22 protein-coding genes and 1 pseudogene are annotated in these 21,655 nt (G+C 72.3%); 3 read left to right on the top strand and 20 right to left on the bottom strand.

The annotated features are described in order from the left end of the window. Positions 1 to 85: 85 nt before the first annotated feature. Entirely contained in the window at positions 86 to 658 is a 573-nt protein-coding gene (gene pyrR / locus AC230_RS24055) for a bifunctional pyr operon transcriptional regulator/uracil phosphoribosyltransferase PyrR (RefSeq protein ID WP_049718411.1), read from the bottom strand. 231 nt (positions 659 to 889) lie between these two features. Here pyrR and bldD point away from each other — a divergent pair, with 231 nt between their 5' ends. After that, positions 890 to 1,390, top strand: a complete 501-nt coding sequence (gene bldD, locus AC230_RS24050) for a transcriptional regulator BldD (RefSeq protein ID WP_004948690.1) — start codon at positions 890 to 892, stop codon at positions 1,388 to 1,390. 115 nt (positions 1,391 to 1,505) lie between these two features. Here bldD and nusB read toward each other — a convergent pair whose 3' ends face one another. The 15 genes and pseudogenes from nusB to rpsD form a co-directional block, all read right to left on the bottom strand. Then, positions 1,506 to 1,934, bottom strand: coding sequence for a transcription antitermination factor NusB (gene nusB / locus AC230_RS24045; RefSeq protein ID WP_049718410.1), 429 nt, complete (start codon positions 1,932 to 1,934; stop codon positions 1,506 to 1,508). Between the two features lie 2 nt (positions 1,935 to 1,936). Further along, the gene (gene efp, locus AC230_RS24040) at positions 1,937 to 2,503 is read right to left on the bottom strand and encodes an elongation factor P (RefSeq protein WP_049718409.1); all 567 of its coding nucleotides are present in this window, start codon (positions 2,501 to 2,503) and stop codon (positions 1,937 to 1,939) included. Between the two features lie 48 nt (positions 2,504 to 2,551). Next, positions 2,552 to 3,657: pseudogene (locus AC230_RS24035) on the bottom strand (aminopeptidase P family protein). Between the two features lie 57 nt (positions 3,658 to 3,714). Beyond that, on the bottom strand, positions 3,715 to 4,446 hold the full coding sequence (locus AC230_RS24030) for an AAA family ATPase (RefSeq protein ID WP_078871590.1): 732 nt from the start codon (positions 4,444 to 4,446) through the stop codon (positions 3,715 to 3,717). Continuing rightward, positions 4,443 to 4,895 carry a type II 3-dehydroquinate dehydratase gene (gene aroQ / locus AC230_RS24025; RefSeq protein WP_049718865.1) on the bottom strand — a complete coding sequence of 151 codons (453 nt, stop codon included), beginning with the start codon at positions 4,893 to 4,895 and terminating at the stop codon, positions 4,443 to 4,445. Before aroQ ends, AC230_RS24030 begins: the two co-directional genes overlap by 4 nt. A gap of 32 nt (positions 4,896 to 4,927) precedes the next feature. Then, positions 4,928 to 6,019 (bottom strand): 3-dehydroquinate synthase, encoded by a 1,092-nt coding sequence (aroB, locus tag AC230_RS24020; RefSeq protein WP_049718407.1) that lies wholly within the window; start codon positions 6,017 to 6,019, stop codon positions 4,928 to 4,930. Positions 6,020 to 6,026: 7 nt separating this feature from the next. Next, positions 6,027 to 6,575 carry a shikimate kinase gene (locus tag AC230_RS24015; protein ID WP_049718406.1) on the bottom strand — a complete coding sequence of 183 codons (549 nt, stop codon included), beginning with the start codon at positions 6,573 to 6,575 and terminating at the stop codon, positions 6,027 to 6,029. Positions 6,576 to 6,583: 8 nt separating this feature from the next. Then, positions 6,584 to 7,768 carry a chorismate synthase gene (gene aroC / locus AC230_RS24010; protein ID WP_049718405.1) on the bottom strand — a complete coding sequence of 395 codons (1,185 nt, stop codon included), beginning with the start codon at positions 7,766 to 7,768 and terminating at the stop codon, positions 6,584 to 6,586. A 176-nt stretch (positions 7,769 to 7,944) separates the two neighbouring features. After that, the gene (locus AC230_RS24005) at positions 7,945 to 8,772 is read right to left on the bottom strand and encodes a shikimate dehydrogenase (protein ID WP_049718404.1); all 828 of its coding nucleotides are present in this window, start codon (positions 8,770 to 8,772) and stop codon (positions 7,945 to 7,947) included. Further along, complete coding sequence (gene mltG, locus AC230_RS24000) at positions 8,769 to 10,442, bottom strand: endolytic transglycosylase MltG (protein ID WP_049718403.1); 1,674 nt, start codon at positions 10,440 to 10,442, stop codon at positions 8,769 to 8,771. The genes AC230_RS24005 and mltG overlap by 4 nt, the downstream gene beginning before the upstream one ends. Before the next feature lie 124 nt (positions 10,443 to 10,566). Next, on the bottom strand, positions 10,567 to 11,031 hold the full coding sequence (ruvX, locus tag AC230_RS23995) for a Holliday junction resolvase RuvX (RefSeq protein WP_049718402.1): 465 nt from the start codon (positions 11,029 to 11,031) through the stop codon (positions 10,567 to 10,569). A gap of 2 nt (positions 11,032 to 11,033) precedes the next feature. Continuing rightward, complete coding sequence (gene alaS, locus AC230_RS23990) at positions 11,034 to 13,703, bottom strand: alanine--tRNA ligase (RefSeq protein ID WP_049718401.1); 2,670 nt, start codon at positions 13,701 to 13,703, stop codon at positions 11,034 to 11,036. Then, a complete protein-coding gene (locus AC230_RS23985; protein WP_049718400.1) occupies positions 13,703 to 14,035 on the bottom strand; it encodes a DUF6167 family protein in 333 nt (110 codons plus the stop codon). The genes alaS and AC230_RS23985 overlap by 1 nt, the downstream gene beginning before the upstream one ends. Before the next feature lie 7 nt (positions 14,036 to 14,042). After that, a complete protein-coding gene (locus AC230_RS23980; RefSeq protein ID WP_198535597.1) occupies positions 14,043 to 14,483 on the bottom strand; it encodes a DUF948 domain-containing protein in 441 nt (146 codons plus the stop codon). A gap of 216 nt (positions 14,484 to 14,699) precedes the next feature. Then, a complete protein-coding gene (rpsD, locus tag AC230_RS23975; protein WP_049718398.1) occupies positions 14,700 to 15,314 on the bottom strand; it encodes a 30S ribosomal protein S4 in 615 nt (204 codons plus the stop codon). Between the two features lie 185 nt (positions 15,315 to 15,499). Here rpsD and AC230_RS23970 point away from each other — a divergent pair, with 185 nt between their 5' ends. Next, a complete protein-coding gene (locus AC230_RS23970; RefSeq protein WP_049718397.1) occupies positions 15,500 to 16,213 on the top strand; it encodes a DUF2470 domain-containing protein in 714 nt (237 codons plus the stop codon). Between the two features lie 58 nt (positions 16,214 to 16,271). Here AC230_RS23970 and AC230_RS23965 read toward each other — a convergent pair whose 3' ends face one another. Genes AC230_RS23965 through AC230_RS23950 form a run of 4 tightly spaced genes read right to left on the bottom strand, consistent with a single transcriptional unit; the run spans position 16,272 to position 20,376 of the window. Then, a complete protein-coding gene (locus AC230_RS23965) occupies positions 16,272 to 17,621 on the bottom strand; it encodes a replication-associated recombination protein A (protein ID WP_049718396.1) in 1,350 nt (449 codons plus the stop codon). A gap of 50 nt (positions 17,622 to 17,671) precedes the next feature. Then, positions 17,672 to 18,331 (bottom strand): vitamin K epoxide reductase family protein, encoded by a 660-nt coding sequence (locus AC230_RS23960; protein WP_049718395.1) that lies wholly within the window; start codon positions 18,329 to 18,331, stop codon positions 17,672 to 17,674. 60 nt (positions 18,332 to 18,391) lie between these two features. Beyond that, positions 18,392 to 19,654, bottom strand: a complete 1,263-nt coding sequence (hisS, locus tag AC230_RS23955; protein ID WP_049718394.1) for a histidine--tRNA ligase — start codon at positions 19,652 to 19,654, stop codon at positions 18,392 to 18,394. Positions 19,655 to 19,665: 11 nt separating this feature from the next. Further along, a complete protein-coding gene (locus AC230_RS23950) occupies positions 19,666 to 20,376 on the bottom strand; it encodes an MBL fold metallo-hydrolase (RefSeq protein ID WP_049718393.1) in 711 nt (236 codons plus the stop codon). A 190-nt stretch (positions 20,377 to 20,566) separates the two neighbouring features. On the opposite strand from AC230_RS23950, the gene AC230_RS23945 reads away from it, so the two are divergent. Continuing rightward, positions 20,567 to 21,430 (top strand): peptidylprolyl isomerase, encoded by an 864-nt coding sequence (locus tag AC230_RS23945; RefSeq protein ID WP_049718392.1) that lies wholly within the window; start codon positions 20,567 to 20,569, stop codon positions 21,428 to 21,430. Positions 21,431 to 21,655: the final 225 nt, after the last annotated feature.

Below are 21,655 nucleotides of genomic sequence, written 5' to 3'. Positions count from 1 at the left end.
CGGTGCTCCGTGGTTGAGGGTGTGCGGGAGGCCGGGTCCGGGCAGGCGGGAGCGCCGCCGGGCCGGACGGGCCCGCGGAAGGGGGCTACTGCCCGTCGGCCGGGCGCGCGCCGAGGAGGACGCTGTCGCGCCCGTCCTCCTCGGTGAGCTGGACCTTGACGGTCTCGCGCAGCGACGTGGGGAGGTTCTTGCCGACGTAGTCGGCGCGGATCGGCAGTTCGCGGTGGCCGCGGTCGACGAGGACCGCGAGCTGGACGGCGCGCGGGCGGCCGATGTCGTTGAGGGCGTCGAGCGCGGCCCGGATGGTGCGGCCGGAGAAGAGCACGTCGTCGACGAGGACCACGAGCCTGCCGTCGATGCCCTCGCCGGGGATCTCGGTGCGGGCGAGCGCCCGGGCGGGGCGCAGGCGCAGGTCGTCCCGGTACATGGTGATGTCGAGGGAGCCCACGGGGACGGTGGCGCCGGTGATGTCGGCGAGCTTGGCGGCCAGTCGGCGGGCCAGGAAGATGCCCCGGGTGGGAATGCCGAGGAGCACCACGTCGTCGGCGCCCTTGGCACGTTCGACGATTTCGTGGGCGATGCGGGTGAGGACCCGGGCGATGTCCGGTGCTTCGAGCACGGGACGCGCGGGACCGGCCGCGGATACGGTCGTGTCCATACGGAACGGACCTCCTTCTCCGCCTCACGGGACGGACATTAAAGGACGTCGGAATTGCGGGATCCACCCTACCAGCACCGCCGGACCGCACCGGCCCCCGCCCCTGACGGCGGAAGCGGTGGACCATTCGGCTTGACGAAGTCAGATTACGCTGCGTAACCTCACAGTGAGTTACCAGCCGCGCGGCAGTCGGGAAGACCGTCGCACGTCGATACAGCGTCCGGGAGCTTTATGTCCAGCGAATACGCCAAACAGCTCGGGGCCAAGCTCCGCGCCATCCGCACCCAGCAGGGCCTCTCTCTCCACGGTGTGGAGGAGAAGTCGCAGGGTCGCTGGAAGGCCGTGGTGGTGGGGTCGTACGAGCGCGGCGACCGTGCCGTGACCGTGCAGCGCCTGGCCGAGCTGGCCGACTTCTACGGGGTGCCCGTGCAGGAGCTGCTGCCCGGCACGACGCCCGGCGGCGCGGCGGAGCCCCCGCCGAAGCTGGTCCTGGACCTGGAGCGCCTCGCCCACGTCCCGGCCGAGAAGGCGGGCCCCCTCCAGCGTTATGCGGCGACCATCCAGAGCCAGCGCGGCGACTACAACGGCAAGGTGCTGTCGATCCGCCAGGACGACCTGCGCACCCTCGCCGTGATCTACGACCAGTCGCCCTCGGTGCTCACCGAGCAGCTCATCAGCTGGGGCGTGCTGGACGCGGACGCGCGCCGCGCGGTCCAGCACGAGGACGCCTGATACCACGCCTCATACGGCATCCTCATACGGCATACGGCCTCATATGAACGCCGCGGGGCGGGAAACCTTCGTTTCCCGCCCCGCGGCGTTTGTGCGTCGGGTCTCGCGCGGCGCCTCAGGCGCGGCGCAGGCCCGGCTTCAGTTCCTTGAACCGGCCGAGCAGGCCGTTGACGAAGGCCGGCGACTCGTCCGTGGAGAACTCCTTGGCGAGCTGCACCGCCTCGTCGATCGCCACGGCGTCCGGGGTGCCGTCCTCCCAGATCAGCTCGTAGGCGCCGAGCCGGACGATGTTCCGGTCGGCGGCCGGCATCCGGTCGAGGTCCCAGCCGACCGCGTAGGTGGCGATCAGCTCGTCGATCCGGGCCACGTGCTCGGCGTACCCCTCGACCAGCTGCATCGTGTACTCGTTGACGGGCGGCTGCCGGTCGTCGGAGCGCGAGTGCCGGACCCAGTCGGCGAGGACGTCCAGCACGGCGGCGCCGCGCTGGTCGGCCTCGAAAAGGATCTGGAAGGCGCGCTTCCGGGAGTTGCTGCGGGCGGCCACGGTTAGCTGTTCACCCGGCCGAGGTAATCGCCGGTGCGCGTGTCGACCTTGATCTTCTCGCCCGTGGTGATGAACAGCGGGACCTGGATCTCGTAGCCGGTCTCCAGGGTGGCGGGCTTGGTGCCACCGGTGGAGCGGTCGCCCTGCACGCCCGGGTCGGTGTGCTGGATGGTGAGCTCGACGGCGGCCGGCAGCTCGACGTAGAGCACCTGGCCCTCGTTCTGCGCGACGACGGCCTCGAAGCCCTCGAGCAGGAAGTTGGCGGCGTCACCGACGGTCTTGCGGTCGATGTGCAGCTGGTCGTACGTGTCCATGTCCATGAAGACGAAGTAGTCGCCGTCCATGTACGAGAACTGCATACCGCGCTTGTCGACGTTGGCCGTCTCGACCTTGACGCCGGCGTTGAAGGTCTTGTCGACGACCTTGCCGGACAGCACGTTCTTGAGCTTGGTGCGCACGAAGGCGGGGCCCTTGCCGGGCTTGACGTGCTGGAACTCGACGACGGACCAGAGCTGGCCGCCTTCGAGCTTGAGCACCATGCCGTTCTTGAGGTCGTTCGTGGAAGCCACGGTTGCGGAATCTCCTGGACTGAAGCTGCGACCCCGAAGAGGCACGCGCTACAGCGCGAGCAGCTCCTTGGTCGTGATGGTGAGTAGCTCGGGACCGCCGTCCGCCTCGGGGCGGACGACGAGCGTGTCATCGATCCGGACGCCGCCCCGCCCCGGGAGGTGAACCCCCGGATCTACGGTGACCGGCACGCAAGCGTCCAGTTTACCCATGGCCGACGGCGCCAGCCGAGGGTCCTCGCCGTTTTCGAGTCCGACGCCGTGTCCGACCCACGGACCGAGCCGTTCGGCGTGGCCCGCGGCGTCCAGCACCCGCCGTACCGCGCGGTCCACCTCACGGTACGGCGTCCCCGGCACGAGCGCCTCCCGCCCGGCCCGCTGGGCCGCGAAGACCTGCTCGTACAGCTCGATCTGCCAGTCCGCCGGGGACGAGCCGATGACGAACGTACGGGCCACCTCGCTGTGGTAGCCGTGGTAGTCGGCGCCCAGGCACACGGTGAGGAAGTCGCCCTCCTCGACCCGCCGGTCGCAGGGACGTGTCCCATCAGCCCCGAGTCCGGCCCCGTCCCCACCGAGGTGGCGAACGCGGCGCCGCCCGCCCCGTGGTCCACCAGGCGGCGCTCCAGCTCCAGCGCCAGGTGCCGCTCGGTGCGGCCCACCAGGATCGACTCCAGCAGCTCGCCCAGCGCCTGGTCGGCGATCTCCGCGGCGATGCGCAGACAGGAGATCTCCTCGTCGTCCTTGACCAGCCGCTGCTGCTCGACGGCCGGGCCCAGGTCGTCCAGCCGCAGCCCGGGGGCGACGGAGCGCAGGGCGCGGTGGCGCAGGACGGTCAGATGGTGCTCCTCCACCGCCAGGGCCCGCGCCCCGGCGGCCTCCGCGCGCTCCGCGGCCGCCACCGCCGGGTCGCCCTCGACGCTCGGCAGCACGAAGACCCGCAGGTCCGCCGCGGGTCTGCCGCCGGAGCCGGCCTCGAAGGGGTCCGAGACGCACAGGAGCAGGTCGTGACCGGGACCGACCAGCAGGGCCGACCCGGCCGGCACCCGGCCCGCGAGATAGCGCACATTGGCCCCGCCGGTCACCAGGGCGGCGTCGCTGCCGCCGGCCACGCACCGCTCCAGCAGCCGTGCGCGCCGCGCCGCGTACACGTCGGACATGCTCCGAGCGTACGTTCGGCGGGCGGAACCGGCCTCTCCGGAGCGTCCGGCGGGGCCCTACCAGCGGGGCGGGGCGGCCAGCGCCCGGGCGACGATCTCGTCCAGCAGCCGGGCCGTGGTGGCGACGTCCTGGCGGGAGTTGTCGATGATGGGCAGCCCCGAGCCGTACCAGCCGGCCATCCGCCCGTGGATGCGGGCGACCTCCTCGTCGCCGAGGCGGCGGTTGCCGGTGCGCTCGGCGTTGCGCTCCAGGACGACGTTCAGCCCCGGCAGCAGCACGACGGGCAGCAGGCCCGGGCCGATGTGGCGCTGCCAGCCGCCGAGGCCGACGGCGGGCTGGTCGGGGAAGACGGCGTCGTCGATGATGCAGGAGATGCCGTTGGCGATGAAGTTGCGCGCGGCGAAGCCGCAGGTGCGGCGGGCGAGGCGGTACTGGGCCTCGGAGTGGTCGTTCCAGCCCGACTGCGGGTCGGCGAAGCCCGCGCGCACCCACTCGCGGACGTCGTCGAGGCTGATGTGGGCGGTGGGGGCGTGGCGGTGGTCGGCCCAGTGGCGGGCGGCGGTGGTCTTGCCGGCACCGGCGGGGCCGATGAGGAGGACGGCGACGGGGGGCGGCCCGACGGGCGGGGCGGGGGCGCTGGGCGGGGGCGGCACGGCCGGGATCGGTGGGTGCTGCATCCGGTGGTACTCCGTCTCGTGCGGGTGGGTGGCCGTCGGGGGCTTAGTCTGCCCCAGCCCCTCCCCCGGAGCGGGAGGGGCCGGGGCACAACTCCCAACGCCCGGCCTCAGCCCCCGAGTTCCTCCGCCAGCGCCCGCAACGCCAGCCGGTACGACCCGATCCCGAAACCGGCCACGGTCCCGGAGGCGACGGGCGCGATGACCGAGGTGTGCCGGAACTCCTCCCGCGCGTACGGGTTGGAGATGTGCACCTCGATCAGCGGAGCCGTCCGCTGCGCGGCCGCGTCCCGCATCCCGTACGAATAGTGCGTGAACGCCCCGGGGTTGATCACCACGGGGATCCGCCCGTCCGCCGCCTCGTGCAGCCAGCGGATGATCTCGCCCTCGTCGTTGGTCTCCCGGACCTCGACCGCGAAACCGAGCCGGTCCCCCAGCTCGGTGCACTCCTTCACCAGCCCGGCATACGACGTGGAACCGTACACATCGGGCTCGCGGGAGCCCAGCCGGCCCAGGTTGGGCCCGTTCAGCACGAGGACCTTGCGGGCGCTCACACCGCTCATGCCGCTCGCGCCGCTCATGCCGCTCGCGCCGCTCATGCCGCGATCTCCGCGTGGGCGGCCAGCAGCATCGCCGGGTCCGGGGCCTCCAGCACGACCGGCTTCGCCAGGCCGTCCAGCACGATGAAGCGCAGCCGGTCGCCCCGGCTCTTCTTGTCGATCTTCATCGTCTCCAGCAGTTTGGGCCACTGGTCGCCCCGGTAGGTCACCGGCAGCCCCACGGCCTCCAGCACCGCGCGGTGCCGGTCGGCGGTCGCGTCGTCCAGCCGCCCGGCGATCCGGCCGAGTTCGGCCGCGAAGACCATGCCGACGGAGACGGCCGCGCCGTGCCGCCAGTTGTAGCGCTCGTTCTTCTCGATGGCGTGGGCCAGCGTGTGGCCGTAGTTGAGGATCTCGCGCAGGCCCGACTCCTTGAGGTCCTGCGAGACGACCTCGGCCTTGACGCGGATCGCGCGCTCGATCAGCTCGGCCGTGTGCGGGCCGGCCGGGGTGCGGGCGGCCTCGGGGTCGGCCTCGATCAGCTCCAGGATCGCCGGGTCGGAGATGAAGCCGGCCTTGATGACCTCGGCCAGCCCGCTGACGTAGTCGTGGACGGGCAGCGACTCCAGCGCGGCCAGGTCGCACAGCACGCCGGCCGGGGGGTGGAAGGCGCCGACGAGGTTCTTGCCCTCGGCGGTGTTGATGCCGGTCTTGCCGCCGACCGCGGCGTCCACCATCGCCAGCACGGTGGTGGGCACCGCGACCCAGCGCACCCCGCGCAGCCAGGTGGCGGCCACGAAGCCGGCCAGGTCGGTGGTGGCCCCGCCGCCGACGCCGACGATCACGTCGGTGCGGGTGAAGCCGGACTGGCCGAGCGCCTTCCAGCAGTAGGCGGCGACCTCGGCGGTCTTGGCCTCCTCGGCGTTGGGCACCTGGATGGCGATGGCCTCGTAGCCCTCGGCGGCCAGGTCCGCCCGCAGCACCTCGCCGGTCTCGGCGAGCGCCTCGGGGTGCAGCACGGCCACGCGCGTGGCGTCGCGGCCGATGAGGCCGGGCAGTTCGCCCAGCAGCCGGTGGCCGACCAGGACCTCGTACGGCGCGGTGCCCGCGCTGCCGGCGACCTGGATACGGGTGGGGGCGTCCGTCATGCGTTCCTCACTGCGTGGTGTCCGGGATGTCCCGTGCGGTGGTGGGGCGCGGCAGCTCCAGCGCGTCGAGGACGGCGTCGGCGACCTCGCCGGGCGTCCGGCCGCCGGTGGCCACGACGGCGCGGGCGACCTCGTGGTAGAGCGGGCGGCGGGCCTCCATCAGCTCCCGCCACCGCTGACGGGGGTTGACGGCGAGCAGCGGACGCGGCTTGTCCAGGCCCACCCGGCGTACGGCGTCGGCGAGTTCGACGTCGAGGAAGACCACGGGCAGGCCCTTGAGCAGGGCCCGGGTGTCCGGGTCCATGACCGCCCCGCCGCCGAGGGCGAGCACCCCGGGGTGCTCGGCCACGGCGGCGCGGACGGCCTGCCGCTCCAGTGCGCGGAAGTGCGGCTCGCCCTCGTCGATGAAGATCTCCGGGATGGGCTTGCCGGCCGTCCGCTCGATGTCGGCGTCGGTGTCCCGGTAGCCGGTGCCCAGCCGCTCGGCGAGCAGGGCGCCGATGGTGGACTTGCCCGCGCCGGGCGGGCCGACCAGCACGACGCGGGGACCGGTCACCCGACCGCTCACCTGATGGCCAGGTTGTCGAGGTAGCCCCGCACGTTGCGGCGGGTCTCGGCGACGCTGTCGCCGCCGAACTTCTCCACCACGGCGTCGGCCAGGACGAGCGCGACCATGGCCTCGGCGACGATGCCGGCCGCCGGCACGGCGCACACGTCGGAGCGCTGGTGGTGCGCCTTGGCGGCCTCGCCGGTGGCGACGTCCACGGTGGCCAGGGCCCGGGGCACGGTGGCGATGGGCTTCATCGCGGCGCGCACGCGCAGGAGTTCACCCGTGGTCAGGCCGCCCTCGGTACCGCCGGAGCGGCCCGACGCGCGGCGGATGCCGTCCTCGGTGCCCACGATCTCGTCGTGCGCCCGCGAGCCGGGCACGCGGGCCAGCTCGAAGCCGTCGCCGAGCTCGACGCCCTTGATGGCCTGGATGCCCATGAGGGCCGCGGCCAGCCGCGCGTCCAGGCGGCGGTCCCAGTGCACGTGCGAGCCGAGGCCCACCGGGACGCCGTGGGCGACGACCTCGACGACGCCGCCGAGGGTGTCGCCGTTCTTCTGCGCCTGGTCGATCTCGGCGACCATCGCCTTGCTGGCGTCGGCGTCGAGGCAGCGCACCGGGTCGGCGTCCAGCCGCTCCACGTCGGAGGGCTGCGGGACGAGCCCGTAGGGGGCCTTGGCCGAGGCGAGCTCGACCACGTGGGAGACGATCTCGATGCCGGCGGCCTCCTTGAGGAAGGAGCGGGCCACCGCGCCCAGCGCCACGCGGGCCGCCGTCTCGCGGGCGGAGGCGCGCTCCAGGACCGGACGGGCCTCGTCGAAGCCGTACTTCTGCATGCCCGCCAGGTCGGCGTGGCCCGGACGGGGGCGGGTCAGCGGGGCGTTGCGCGCCATGCCGTCGAGCTCGGCCGGGTCCACCGGGTCGGCGGCCATGACCTTCTCCCACTTCGGCCACTCGGTGTTGCCCACCATGACCGCGACGGGGGAGCCCAGCGACAGCCCGTGCCGGACGCCGCCGAGGAAGGTCACCTCGTCCTTCTCGAACTTCATGCGGGCGCCGCGGCCGTAGCCGAGCCGGCGCCGCGCGAGCGCGTCCGCCACCAGCCCGGTGGTGACCGGAACCCCCGCGGGCAGCCCCTCCAGCGTCGCCACCAGTGCCGGGCCGTGCGACTCCCCGGCGGTCAGCCAGCGCAACCTGCTCAACGGAACTCCTCCTGCTCGCGCCTTACGAACGTGCGGCGGCACAGGCCGACCCGCGGCGGGCCGCCACCCCCGATCCTCCCACGTCCCGGGCGGTTCGCCGGAGGCCGGTCCGTTTCTGGCCCTTTCCTGCCGATCTTCGGCGGACGGGAATGCGCCCGTCCGGAGCGCGGCCGCGGTCAGCGCGCCGCGAGCGCCGCCTCGCCCGCGGCCCGCATCGCGGCCAGCGGCGCGCGGACCGCCCCGGTCATCCGCTCGACCTGGAGCACCGCCTGGTGCACCAGCAGGTCGAGGCCGCCGAGGACGGTGCCGCCCCGCGCCGACCAGGCGGCGGCCAGCGGGGTCGGCCACGGCTCGTAGAGCACGTCGAAGAGGGTGCCCGGCCGCTCGGGGACGGCCCCGGTGAGGGCGTCGGTGGCGCCCGCGGGCGTGGTGGCGATCACCAGCGGCGCCTCGAACGCCTCGGCGGCGCGCGCCCAGTCGGCCACGCGCACGTCCACCCCGAGCCGCTCGCCCCACTGCCGCATCTCGGCGGCCCGCTCCGGGCTGCGGACGTAGGCGGTGACCTCGCCGGAGCAGATCCCGGCGAGGGCGGCCAGCGCCGAGGAGGCGGTGGCGCCGGCGCCCAGCACGGCGGCCGCGGGGGTCTTCTCCACGCCGCGCTCGCGCAGCGCCGCGACCAGGCCCGGGATGTCGGTGTTGTCGCCGACCCGGCGGCCGTCCTCGGTGAACAGCACGGTGTTGACGGCCTCGACGGAGCGCGCGGTGGCGCTGACCTCGTCCAGCAGCGGGATGACCGCCCGCTTCAGCGGCATCGTCAGCGAGAGCCCGGCCCACTCGGGGCCCAGCCCGGCGACGAAGCCGGGCAGCCCGGCCTCGTCCACCTCGAACCGTTCGTACGTCCACTCCGTCAGGCCCAGTTCGGCGTAGGCCGCCCGGTGCAGGACGGGGGAGAGCGAGTGCGCGATGGGCGAGCCGAGTACGGCGGCGCGCTGGCGTGGGGTCATTGGCCGGCCTTCTTGTGCTCCTGGTTGTACCGCTCCCGGTTCCGGTTGTGCTCCGCGTTGGTCACCGCGAACAGCGTCTCGTTCTCGTTGACGGAGACGAAGTAGTACCAGGGGCCGGAGGCGGGTTCGAGGGCGGATTTCAGGGCGTCCATGCCGGGGTTGCTGATGGGCCCCGGCGGCAGCCCCTTGATCTTGTAGGTGTTGTACGGGTCGTCGAACTTGCGCAGGTCGTTGACGGAGCCGGTGTCCAGGGTGCTCTGGCTCTTGGCGTAGTTGACCGTGGAGTCGAAGTCCAGGAGCCCGTAGGTCTCCTTGTTGTCCGGCTTGAGGCGGTTGTAGACGACCCGGGCGATCTTGTCGAAGTCGTGCTTGTACTTGCCCTCGACCTGGACGAGGCTGGCGACGGTGATCAGCTGGAGCGGGGACTTCAGGCCCAGCTCCCGGGACTTGCCCTCCAGGTCCTGCTCGCCGTAGTTCTTCACCGCGCGGGCGACCATCTGCTTCAGGAGGTCCTCCGGCTTGGTGCCCTTGCCCGCGTTGTACTGCGACGGGAAGAGGAAGCCCTCCAGCGGGTCCTTGACCTCGGAGGAGGCGGTGGCCCAGCCGGGCAGGCCCAGGTTCTTCACCTGGCTGTGCGCGACCTCCCTGGTGGTGCCCGGCTTGAGCTCCAGCTTCTGGTCGATCGCGGTGTAGACGGCCGAGGCGCGGATGCCCTCGCGCAGCGTCAGCAGGTTCTTGGTGTCCGTCATCATCGTCACGGCGGACGCGGCGGACATCTCCTTGTGGAGGGTGTACGTGCCCGGCTGGATGAGCTTGCCGTTGGCGGCCTCGGTGAAGGCCCGGGCGCTCTTGACGACGCCGTTCTTCTGGAGGGCATCACCGATCTGGGTGAGGCCCGCGCCCTTGGCGACCTCGACCTGCACCTGGCCCGTGCCCTCGCCGTCGTAGTCGGGCGCGGGGCCGTAGTGGGTCTCCCAGTAGTCGTAACCGAGGTAGCCGACGCCGCCGACGGCGCCGAGGAGCACCACGGCGACCACCAGACAGGCCGTCCCGCTGCGGCGCTTGGGGGCCTTCTTGCCCTTCCCGCCGCGCCGCCCGCGCCGGGGCTCGTCCGCGCCCTCGTCGACGACGTCGGTGTCGCCGCCCGGCAGGAGGTCCATGGCCGGGGAGGACGCGGCCGGCGCGTCCTGGGCGAGGACGGCGTGCGTGCCCGTGGAGGAGTCGTCCGCCCACTCCTCCCGCTGCGGGCCCCGCTGCTCGCCGACGTACGGCTGCTGTCCCGTGTCATGGGGCTGCTGTACGTAGGGCTGCTGCCCGGTGTCGTACTGCTGCCCCCCCTGGAGGTGGGGATGCTGACCGGTGTCGTACGCCTGATGGCCCTGTACGTGAGGGTGCTGGCCCGTGTCGTACGGCTGCTGGACGTGGGGGTGCTGACCGGTGTCGTAGCCCTGCTGCGGATAGCCGCCGCCCTCGTAGTAACCGGCCCGGTCGCCGTTGCCGGCCCCGTTCTGGTTCCAGGCGTACTGCTGCTGCTCCGGGTAGTGCTGCTCGCCGTAGGGGGGTTGTTGCTGCGACGGGTACTGCTGCCGGCCCTCGTATCCCGGATCCCCGTACCGGGGGTCGCCGGGATTCCACGGTTGGGAGCCGGAACCCCGGCCGTACTCAGTCATCTATCCCCTAGAGCCGCACAGCGGCAGCCGGGCGCCCCCTGAGGGGCGCGGGTCCGATCGTCTGCTCCGGTAAGGATGGCGTTCGAACAGCTGCCATGTCGCGCGGAAGGTTACCGTATCGCGATCAGATGACCACTTCGACGGCTTCGCCCGGAGGGCGGCCGGACACCCGTTCGGCCTCCAGCGCGCTCTGCAGGATGATCACGGCTGCCGCCTGGTCGACGACGGACCGCCCCTTCTTCGCGTTCACCCCGGAGGCGCGCAGCCCCTGCGCCGCGGTCACCGTGGTCATCCGCTCGTCCACCAGCCGGACCGGCACCGGCGCGACGCGCCGGGCCAGCTCCTTGGCGAACGTGCGGGCCTTGGCCGCCGCCGGCCCCTCGCGCCCGCTGAGCGAGCGGGGCAGGCCGACGACCACCTCGATGGGCTCGTACTCCTCGACCACCGCCACCAGCCGTTTGTGCGCGGCCGGGACGTCCCGGCCCGGCACGGTCTCGACCGGGGTGGCGAGGACCCCGTCGGGGTCGCACGAGGCGACCCCGATCCGGGCGTCCCCGACGTCGACGGCGATGCGTCTGCCTCGTCGCACGGTCAGGCCGCTTCCCCGACGAGCCGCTCGACCGCGGCCATGGCCTCGTCCACGGCCTCCGGGTTCTGGCCGCCGCCCTGGGCGACGTCCGGCTTGCCGCCGCCACCGCCGCCGAGCGTCTTGGCGGCGGTGCGCACCAGGTCACCGGCCTTGAGGCCGCGGTCACGGGCGGCGTCGTTGGTGGCGATGACGGTGAGCGGACGGCCGTTGGCCACGGTGAACAGGGCGACGACGGCCGGGCGGCCGCCGTTGATCCGGCCGCGCACGTCGAGGACGAGCTTGCGCAGGTCGTCGGCGCCGGTGCCGTCCGGCACCCGGCCGGTGACCAGGGCGACGCCGCGGACGTCCTTGGCGCCCTCGGCCAGCCCGGCGGCGGCCTGGAGCACCTTCTCGGCGCGGAAGCGCTCGATCTCCTTCTCGGCGTCCTTGAGCTTGGCGAGCATTCCGGAGATCTTCTCCGGCAGCTCCTCCGGACGGCCCTTGACCAGCTCGGTGAGCTGGGCGACGACCGTGTGCTCCTTGGCCAGGAAGTGGTACGCGTCGGCGCCCACGAGGGCCTCGACCCGGCGCACGCCGGAGCCGATCGAGGACTCGCCGAGGAGCTTGACCAGGCCCAGCTGGGCGGTGTTGGCGACGTGCGTACCGCCGCACAGCTCCTTGGAGAAGTCGCCGATGGTCACGACGCGTACGCGCTCGCCGTACTTCTCGCCGAACTCGGCGATGGCACCGGCCTTCTTGGCCTCGTCCAGGCTCATGATCTCGGCGTGGACGTCGAGTTCACGGGAGAGGACCTCGTTGATCCGCTGCTCGACGTCGGTGAGGACGGTGCCCGGCACGGCGGCCGGGGAGCCGAAGTCGAAGCGGAAGCGGCCCGGGGCGTTCTCCGAACCGGCCTGGGCGGCCGTCGGGCCCAGGGCGTCGCGCAGCGCCTGGTGGGTGAGGTGGGTGGCGCTGTGGGCGCGGGCGATGGCGCGGCGGCGGCGGACGTCGATGGTGGCGTAGGCGGAGGCGCCCACGGTCACCTCGCCGACCTGGACGACGCCCTTGTGCACGTGCACGCCGGGGACCGGCTTCTGCACGTCGCGGACCTCGATCACGGCGCCGGTGTCCAGCTTGATCCGGCCCTGGTCGGCCTGCTGGCCGCCGCCCTCGGCGTAGAACGGGGTGCGGTCCAGGACGACCTCGACCTCGTCGCCCTCGGAGGCGGCCGGCGAGGGCACGCCGTCCACGAGCAGGCCGACGACCGTGGACTCGCCCTCGGTGGTGACGTAGCCGGTGAAGTCGGTGGCGCCGGAGGCGTCGGCGACCTCGCGGTAGGCGGACAGGTCGGCGTGACCGGTCTTCTTGGCCTTGGCGTCGGCCTTGGCGCGCTCCCGCTGCTCCTTCATCAGGCGGCGGAAGCCGTCCTCGTCCACCGCGAGGCCCTGCTCGGCGGCCATCTCCAGGGTGAGGTCGATGGGGAAGCCCCAGGTGTCGTGGAGCAGGAACGCCTTGTCGCCGGCGAGGACCGTGCCGCCGGCGGCCTTGGTCTCGGTGACGGCGGTGTCGAGGATGTTGGTGCCGGCCTTGAGGGTCTTGAGGAAGGCGGCCTCCTCGGCGAGCGCGACGGTCTCGATGCGCTTGCGGTCCGAGATCAGCTCCGGGTACTGCTGCCCCATCGTGTTGATGATCACGTCGAGCAGGTCGGCGACGACCGGGCCGGTGGCGCCCAGCATCCGCATGTTGCGGATGGCGCGGCGCATGATGCGGCGCAGGACGTAGCCGCGGCCCTCGTTGCCGGGGGTGACGCCGTCGCCGATGAGCATCACGGAGGTGCGCATGTGGTCGGCGACCACGCGCAGCGAGACGTCGGAGGCGTCGGCGGCGCCGTAGGCGACCCCGGTCAGCTCGGTGGCCTTGTCGATGACGACGCGCAGGGTGTCGGTCTCGTACATGTTGCGCACGCCCTGGAGGATCATGGCGAGGCGCTCGAGGCCGAGACCGGTGTCGATGTTCTTGGCGGGGAGGTCGCCGAGGATCGGGAAGTCCTCCTTGCCGTCGCCGGCACCCCGCTCGTACTGCATGAAGACCAGGTTCCAGATCTCCACGTACCGCTCGTCGTTGACGGCCGGGCCGCCCTCGGGGCCGAACTCGGGGCCGCGGTCGTAGTTGATCTCGGAGCAGGGGCCGCAGGGACCGGGGACGCCCATGGACCAGAAGTTCGGGCCCATGCCCAGGCGCTGGATGCGCTCGGCCGGCACGCCGACGACGTCGCGCCAGATGCGCTCGGCCTCGTCGTCCTGCTCGTAGACGGTGATCCAGAGCTTCTCGGGCTCCAGGCCGTAGCCACCGTCCGCCACGGGAGTCGTCAGCAGCTCCCAGGCGTACTTGATGGCGCCTTCCTTGAAGTAGTCGCCGAAGGAGAAGTTGCCGCACATCTGGAAGAACGTGCCGTGCCGGGTGGTCTTGCCGACCTCCTCGATGTCCGGCGTGCGGACGCACTTCTGCACGCTGGTGGCGCGGGAGAACGGCGGCTTGACCTCACCGAGGAAGTACGGCTTGAAGGGCACCATGCCGGCGGGGACCAGGAGCAGCGTCGGGTCGTCCGCGATGAGCGACGCCGACGGCACGACGGTGTGCCCACGCTCTTCGAAGAAGCGCAACCAGCGGCGGCGGATTTCGGCGGACTCCATCAGTGGTCCTCTTTCCGGGTGAGCGAGTGGTGGGAGTGCTGGGGTTCGACGACCACGAGGCGGGGGCGTCCGGGGAGGGCCCGGGGCCCGGGCTCGGGGTCCGGCGCGGCCGTCAGGCCGAGCGCGTCCTTGAGCGCCGCTTCGCGGTGTGCCATGCCGTCGCGGATGTCGAGGGCGAAGAGCTTGACGCGTCGGCCGGCGAGCACGGCACGATCGGCGGCCTGGAGCGCCAGGCTCTCGGGCGTGAGCTTGTCCAGGGTGCGGTTGACCTTGGTGGTGGCCCACACACCGGCGGCCACACCGGTGGTGAACCAAAAAGCACGGCGGAACATTTCTGGGTCAACCCTTCCCACGGGTACGGCGGCCGCCGCGCCGGGCGGACGGCAGTTTCTTGCCGACGGTCCTGCCGCGGAACACCTCGGGCTCCGCGGGCGCGCCCTTGCGGCCGATCGCCCGCCGCACCCCGTAGCCGAAGGCGGCGACCTTGACCAGGGGGCCGCCGAAGGCGGAGGAGACGGTCGAGGAGAGCGCGGAGGCGTTCGCCGTGACCTCCTGGACGTCCGCGGCGATCGAGTCGACGCGGGCGAGCTGGGTGTGGGCGGAACGGACGGTCGCCGAGGCGTCGGCGAGGAGCGGTACGGCCTGTTCGGTGACGTCGGCGACCAGCTTGGTGGCGGCCTTCAGCGTCTGCGCCAGCCGGACGAGGACCAGGGCGATGAAGGACACCAGGATCGCCCAGAAGACGGCCACGAGGATCCCGGCCACCTCTCCACCGGACACTGCACCGCTCCCTGCTCGTCGTCGCTGGTCACACAGCTGGTCACCGACGTAGAACGTCGGATACCGACCTTATCGCGCCGGGGGTGGCCTCCCGTACTCCGTTTCGGCCCCGGGCTTCCGCCCCCGGCGGCCGGAAACACGGCGGCCCGCCACCTCGCCCGCCAGGAGGCGGGGAGACGACGGGCCAGCCGGGGAAGGAGGCGCTACACCCGGGTCTTATCGGGCGTAGTACTCGACGACGAGCTGCTCGTCGCAGATCACCGGGATCTCCTTGCGGTTCGGCTCGCGGTCCAGGCGGAAGGCCAGCGCGGCCAGGTTGACCTGGAGGTAGCGCGGGGTCTCGCCCTCGGCGGCGAAGCCACCGGCGCGGGCCGTCTCGAAGAGGGCCTTGGAGCGGCTGCGCTCGCGGACCATCACGACGTCGTCGGGACGGACGCGGAAGGACGGCTTGTCGACCTTGTGGCCGTTGACCTCGATGTGGCCGTGGACGACCATCTGGCGGGCCTGGTAGATGGTGCGGGCGATGCCCGAACGCAGGACCAGCGCGTCGAGACGGCGCTCGAGCTCGACGACCAGCGCCTCGCCCGTCTTGCCCTCGGCCTTCTTGGCGCGGTCGTAGGCACGCACCATCTGGCGCTCGCTGATGTCGTACTGGGCGCGCAGACGCTGCTTCTCGAGCAGACGGACCTTGTAGTCCGAGTTCTGCTTGCGGCCACGGCCGTGCTCGCCCGGCGGGTAGGGGCGGGCCTCGAAGTACTTGACGGCCTTCGGCGTCAGCGCGATGCCGAGCGCACGGGACTTCTTGACCTTGGGACGCGACTGGTTAGGCACGTTCTCCAGACCTCCGAAATAGGTTAGGTTAGGCTCACCTTACTCAAGGAGATCGCATGTCTCGTCCGGGGAACACCAGTCACATCACGGACAGCACGAAGAAGGGCGCTCCCGAAGGCGCCGACGTGACGGAGGTCCGATCCGATCGTGGTCAGCCGCGTCCCAGCGGACTTGAAACCGCCCGGATGCCGTCAGCAGCCGAGCGCACACGAACTCTCGTACAGAGTACATGCTCCGCCGTGCTGCTCGTCCCCGGGCTGGAGGCCACCCGTCCGGAGCTGCTCTGCCCCGAGGCCCGCAGCGTGGCCGGGGACGGCGACGTCCACCTCGTCTTCCCCGCGGACGCGCCCGCCGTGCGGGCGGCGACGCACGCCCAGGACGGCGACATCCGGGCGGTCCTGGAGCTCACGGACGTGGCCCCGGTCTCCGTGCCGCACCGCATCCGGGGCCGCGCCTGGCTCTCCGGGTGGATCACCGTCGTCCCCGGTACGGCCGAGCCCGGCCGCGCCACCGTCCGGCTGGAGCTGGACGAGGTGACGGTGGACGACCTCTGGGGCGCTCAGGGCGTCGATCCCGACGCCTTCGCGGCCGCCTCGCCCGATCCCCTCGCCGCGTACGAGACGGAGCTGCTCCAGCACCTGCACTCCGGCCACGGCGACCAGGTGCGCCGGCTGTGGCGGCTGCTGGGCGAGCACCGCGACGAGCCGGGCCCCGACGACCGGGCCGTGCCGCTGGCCCTCGACCGCTTCGGCCTCCGCGTCCGCTTCACACGGGGCGGTGCCACCGGCTCACCGGCCGACCGCTCCTTCGACGCCCGCTTCGAATTCCCGGAGCCGGCGGACGACCTGGTCGCCCTGCGCCGGGCCATGCACCGCCTCTTCGACGCGACGGAGGATTGACTCCCGCTCGGTCCTCGGGGCTCCCCCCGGGACGGGCCGGAAGCAGCCCGTCCGGGGCTCACTCCCCCTTCAGACGCCCCCGCACCCGCTCCACCACATCCGCGTACCGCGCCTCCGCGCCGTACCGCGTCGGCTCGTAATACCGCTTCCCGTGCACCGCGTCCGGCGCGTACTGCTGCGCGGCGATCCCGCCGGGCAGGTCGTGGGGGTAGACGTACCCCTGGCCGTGCCCCAGCTTCTCCGCCCCCTTGTAGTGCCCGTCCCGCAGGTGCGCCGGCACCGGCCCCGCCAGCCCCGCCCGCACATCGGCCAGCGCCGCGTCGATCGCGAGATAGGCCGCGTTGGACTTGGGCGCGAGCGCCAGCGCGATGGCCACCTGGGAGAGGGTGATCCGCGCCTCGGGGAAGCCGATCATCGCCACCGCCTGCGCGCCCGCGACCGCCGTCGCCAGGGCGGTCGGGTCCGCCAGGCCGATGTCCTCGCTGGCCGAGATCATCAGCCGCCGGGCGATGAACCGCGGGTCCTCCCCCGCCTCGATCATCCGCGCGAGGTAGTGCAGGGTGGCGTCGACGTCCGAACCGCGGATCGACTTGATCAGCGCGCTGGCCACGTCGTAGTGCTGGTCGCCGTCCCGGTCGTAGGTCACCGCGGCCCGGTCGACCGCCTCCTCCAGCGTCTGGAGGCCGATCTCCGTCTCGCCCTTGGCGATCGCCGCCCCGGCCCCCGCCTCCAGGGCGGTCAGCGCCCGCCGCGCGTCGCCGCCGGCGATCCGCAGCAGGTGCGCCTCCGCGTCCTCGGAGAGCGTGACGGCCCCGGCGAGGCCGCGCTCGTCGGTGAGCGCCCGGTACAGCAGCCCGCGCAGGTCGTCGTCCGTGAGCGCCTGGAGGGTGAGCAGGAGGGAGCGGGAGAGGAGGGGGGAGATCACGGAGAAGTACGGGTTCTCCGTGGTGGCGGCGACGAGGGTGACCCAGCGGTTCTCCACGGCCGGCAGCAGGGAGTCCTGCTGGGCCTTGCTGAAGCGGTGGATCTCGTCGAGGAAGAGGACGGTCTCCTGGCCGTAGCCGCCGGAGGCACGGCGGGCGCCGTCGATGACGGCCCGCACCTCCTTCACCCCGGCCGTGATGGCCGACAGCTCCACGAAGCGCTTCTTGGTGGCCTGGCTGACGACGTACGCCAGCGTCGTCTTGCCGATGCCGGGCGGCCCCCACAGGATCACCGAGGAGGGCCCGGCCGGGCCGCCGCTGCCCTCCCCCACCAGCCTCCGCAGGGGCGAACCGGGCTTCAGCAGATGCTGCTGCCCCACGACCTCGTCGAGGGTGCGGGGGCGCATGCGGACGGCCAGCGGACTGCTCGCCGGATCCTTCTCCTGGCGGTCCTCTGCGGCTGCGGTGAACAGGTCGGGCTCCACACGGAAACCCTAAGCCACCCCACTGACAGCCGGTCGAACCGCCGAACGGATCAGGACTGGCCCGTCCAGAACGACCACCAGTTGGTGAGGATCAGCAGCCCGATGATCCCGATCCACAGCACCGGCACCACCCAGTGGAACTCCAGCACCGCACGCCGCACCCCGTCCGGCAGCGGGATGAAGCGGTGCCGGACGTTCTGCACGGTCACGTAGCAGAACATGACGATCGTCGCGACCCAGGCCAGGCAGCACCACAGGCACAACGAGCCGATGACGTACAGCGACTGGTACTGGAGCCAGGTGACGAAGCCGACGCCGAAGAGGCAGCCGGCCTCCATGCCCAGCCAGTACCAGCGGCGGAAGCGGGCCCCGGCGAGCAGCCCCATGCCCACGGCGACGATCACGCCGTAGGCGACCAGCCCGAGCATCGGGTTGGGGAAGCCGAACGCCTTGGCCTGGGCGCTCTCCATGATGTTGCCGCAGGCGACGACGGGGTTGAGGCTGCAGCCGGGGGTGAAGGTCCTCCCGTCGACCTTGGCCTCGAGGATCTTGAACTTGTCGATCGTGATGACCCACGAGGCCAGCAGCCCGGCCGCTCCGGTGATCACCAGCAGCCACGCGAACCCGCGGCCGGCACCGACCGCCCCGGTGGCGGGTACGCCCCGCTCCGCGTCGTCGGTGTCGGAGCGGTCGAGTGCCGAAGTCGTCATAACGGTGTCGATCCCATCAGTAGGCCGTTGCGGGCCCATTGTGCACCAGGGGCCTGTGCGTCAGCCCTGGGCCGAAAGGACTTCACCCACAACGGTGTCGAGGGCCACGGCCCGCTGCTCACCGCTCTCCAGGTCCTTGAGCTGCACCACGCCCTCGGCCAGGTCCCGCTCGCCGGCGACCAGCGCGAAGCGGGCGCCCGAGCGGTTGGCCGACTTCATGGCGTTCTTGAGGCCCTTGCCGCCGAAGGCGAAGTCCGTGGCGACGCCGGCCCGGCGCAGCTCGGTCACCACGCCGAAGAGCGCCCGGCGGGCCTCCTCGCCCAGCGGCACCGCGTACACCTGGGTGGGGGCCGGGAGTTGGAGCTCGACGCCCTCGGCCTTGAGCGCCAGCACGGTGCGGTCCACACCGAGCGCCCAGCCGACGGACGGCAGCGCCGGGCCGCCGATCATCTCGGAGAGCCCGTCGTAGCGGCCGCCGCCGCCCACCGCGGACTGCGAGCCCAGGCCGTCGTGGACGAACTCGAAGGTGGTGCGCGTGTAGTAGTCGAGGCCGCGGACGAGCTTCTCGTCGTCCTCGAAGGCGACGCCGGCGGCGGTCAGCAGCTCGCGGACCCGCTCGTGGTACTCCTTGCACGCCTCGCAGAGGTGGTCGCGCAGCATCGGGGCGCCGACGAGCTGCCTCTGGACGGACTCGCGCTTGTCGTCGAGGACCCGCAGCGGGTTGATCTCGATGCGGCGGCGGGTGTCCTCGTCCAGGTCGAGCCCGCGCAGGAACTCCTGGAGCGCGGCCCGGTAGGCGGGACGGCACTCCTTGTCGCCCAGCGAGTTGAGCAGCAGGCGGAAGTTGGTCAGGCCCAGCGACGTGTAGGCGTCGACGGCCAGGATGATCAACTCGGCGTCCAGCGCCGGGTCCTCGGCACCGATGGCCTCGGCGCCGACCTGGGAGAAGTGGCGGTAACGGCCGGCCTGCGGGCGCTCGTAGCGGTAGTACGAGCCGGAGTACCAGAGCTTGACGGGCAGGTTGCCGGCCTTGTGGAGGTTGGCCTCCAGCGCGGCGCGCAGCACGGAGGCGGTGCCCTCGGGGCGCAGCGCGAGCTGGTCGCCGCCGCGCGTGGTGAGGGTGTACATCTCCTTGGTCACGATGTCGGTGGACTCGCCGACGCCGCGGGAGAACAGCTCGACCTGCTCGAAGCCGGGCGTCTCGACGTAGCCGTAGCCGGCGCGCCTGAGCGGCGCGGAGATCGCCTCGCGCACGGCGAGGTAGGTCGCCGAGTCGGGGGGCAGGAGGTCGTAGGTGCCCTTGGGGGCCTTGAAGGTGCTCACGGAAGCTTTCGTCACATTCCTCGTCGCGGAGCCGGGGATCCGGCTCCCTGGCCGGCGGCCACCTCGCGGAGATACGGGTTGGCGGCGCGCTCCCGGCCGATGGTCGTCTGGGGGCCGTGGCCGGAGAGGACCACGGTCGAGTCGTCGAGCGGCAGGCAGACACGGGCCAGCGATTCGAGCATCTCGGCGTGGTCACCGCCCGGCAGGTCGGTGCGTCCGATGGAGCCGGCGAACAGCAGGTCGCCCGAGAAGAACACCGAGGGGATCTCGGGGCTCTCGGGCATCCTGAAGGTCACCGACCCCTTGGTATGGCCCGGCGCGTGCGCGACGGAGAACTCCAGCCCTGCCAGCTCCAGCGTGCTGCCATCGGAGAGCTCCCTGAGGTCGTCCGGCTCCCCCACCGTCAGCTCCCCCAGGAGCTGCGCCCCGATGGACCGGCCGAGCGCCTTCTCGGGGTCGCTCATCATGTAGCGGTCCGCGGGGTGGATCCAGGCGGGGACGTCGTGGGCGCCGCAGACGGGCACCACCGACGCGACGTGGTCGATGTGGCCGTGGGTGAGGACGACGGCGACGGGCTTGAGCCGATGCTTCCTGAGCGTCTCCTCGACTCCCGGCGCGGCCTGGTGGCCCGGGTCGATGATCACGCACTCCTCGCCCGCGGCGGGGGCGACCAGATAACAATTGGTCCCCCAGGCCCCGGCGGGGAACCCGGCAATCAGCACGTTCGTCCTTAAATGTCGGCCTGTATCGACGCGGCGGGGGTCCGGCGGGCGCGCCCTTTCCGTATCCCGGCCGGTTCAGAGCCTACCGGCGGCGGGTGCGCGGCCGCGAACCCGTATACGGTACGGGCACACTCGCAACACGCGGCCCACCACGGACGAGCGACGACGAGAAGCACGAGGAGACGACCCGGTGGTCAGTAACGAGCAGCGGCGGCGGCAGCTCGCCCGGGAGAAGTACGAGCGGCAGCAGCAGCGCCGCGAGGCGGCGCGCCGCAAGGCCCGGCGCCGGAACGCGGCGATCGCGGCCGGCCTCGCCGTGGTGATCGCCGCCGGTGCCACCGCCTACGCGAGCGGCGCCCTGGGCGGCGGGGACGACGGCGGCAGGACCTCCGCCGACGCCGCCCCGTCCGGCCTGCCGACCCCCACCAAGGGCCCGGACCCCTGCGCCAAGCCGGCCCCCGGCTCCCCCACCACCAAGCAGTGGAAGTCGGAGCCGGAGATGACGGTCGACAAGTCGGCCACGTACGCGATGAACCTCAAGACCACCTGCGGCACCATCGACATCACGATGGACGCGGCGAAGGCCCCGCACACGGTCAACTCCTTCAACTTCCTCGCCGCGCAGGGGTACTTCGACCACACCAGGTGCCACCGCCTCACCGGCGAGGGCTCGGGGATCTACGTGCTGCAGTGCGGCGACCCGCAGGGCAACGGCCAGGGCGGGCCCGGCTACACACTGGCCGAGGAGAACCTCAAGGACCCGGTGCTGAAGGAGCCTTCGGACCCGGAGCTGAAGAAGGCCGGCATGAAGATCTACCCCGCGGGCACGGTCGCCATGGCGAAGACGGCCGCGCCGCACTCCACCGGCAGCCAGTTCTTCCTCGTCTACAAGGACAGTCCGCTCAAGCCGGACTACACGCCGCTCGGCACGATCGGCGCCGAGGGCAGGAAGACGCTCAAGAAGATCGCGGACGCCGGTGCGCAGGGCGGCGGTGCCGACGGTACGCCCAACGCGACGGCCGTCATCGACAAGGCGACGGTCAGCAAGTCCTGAGCGGCGGACGGCTGTCCGCGCCCGCGGCCGGAGGGCGAAATTTCGGTCGCGGGATACGGACAGCCGGGCCACCGTTCGCCTATGTTGGCGTTGTGCGGGGTGCCTGCTCCCGGCGGCTGCGGGGCACCCGGACAGCACCGATCGGCAGTCAATGGATCAAGCCGCCGGACCGGGCGGGGCGCGGCCCTGCCGGGACAACTGTGGACGATGCGCGCGGGCCGCGAA

This window comes from Streptomyces caatingaensis, assembly GCF_001187435.1.
Classification (GTDB): domain Bacteria; phylum Actinomycetota; class Actinomycetes; order Streptomycetales; family Streptomycetaceae; genus Streptomyces; species Streptomyces caatingaensis.
Note: the sequence above shows the minus strand (reverse complement) of the source record. Positions and strands in the feature narration are given on the sequence as shown.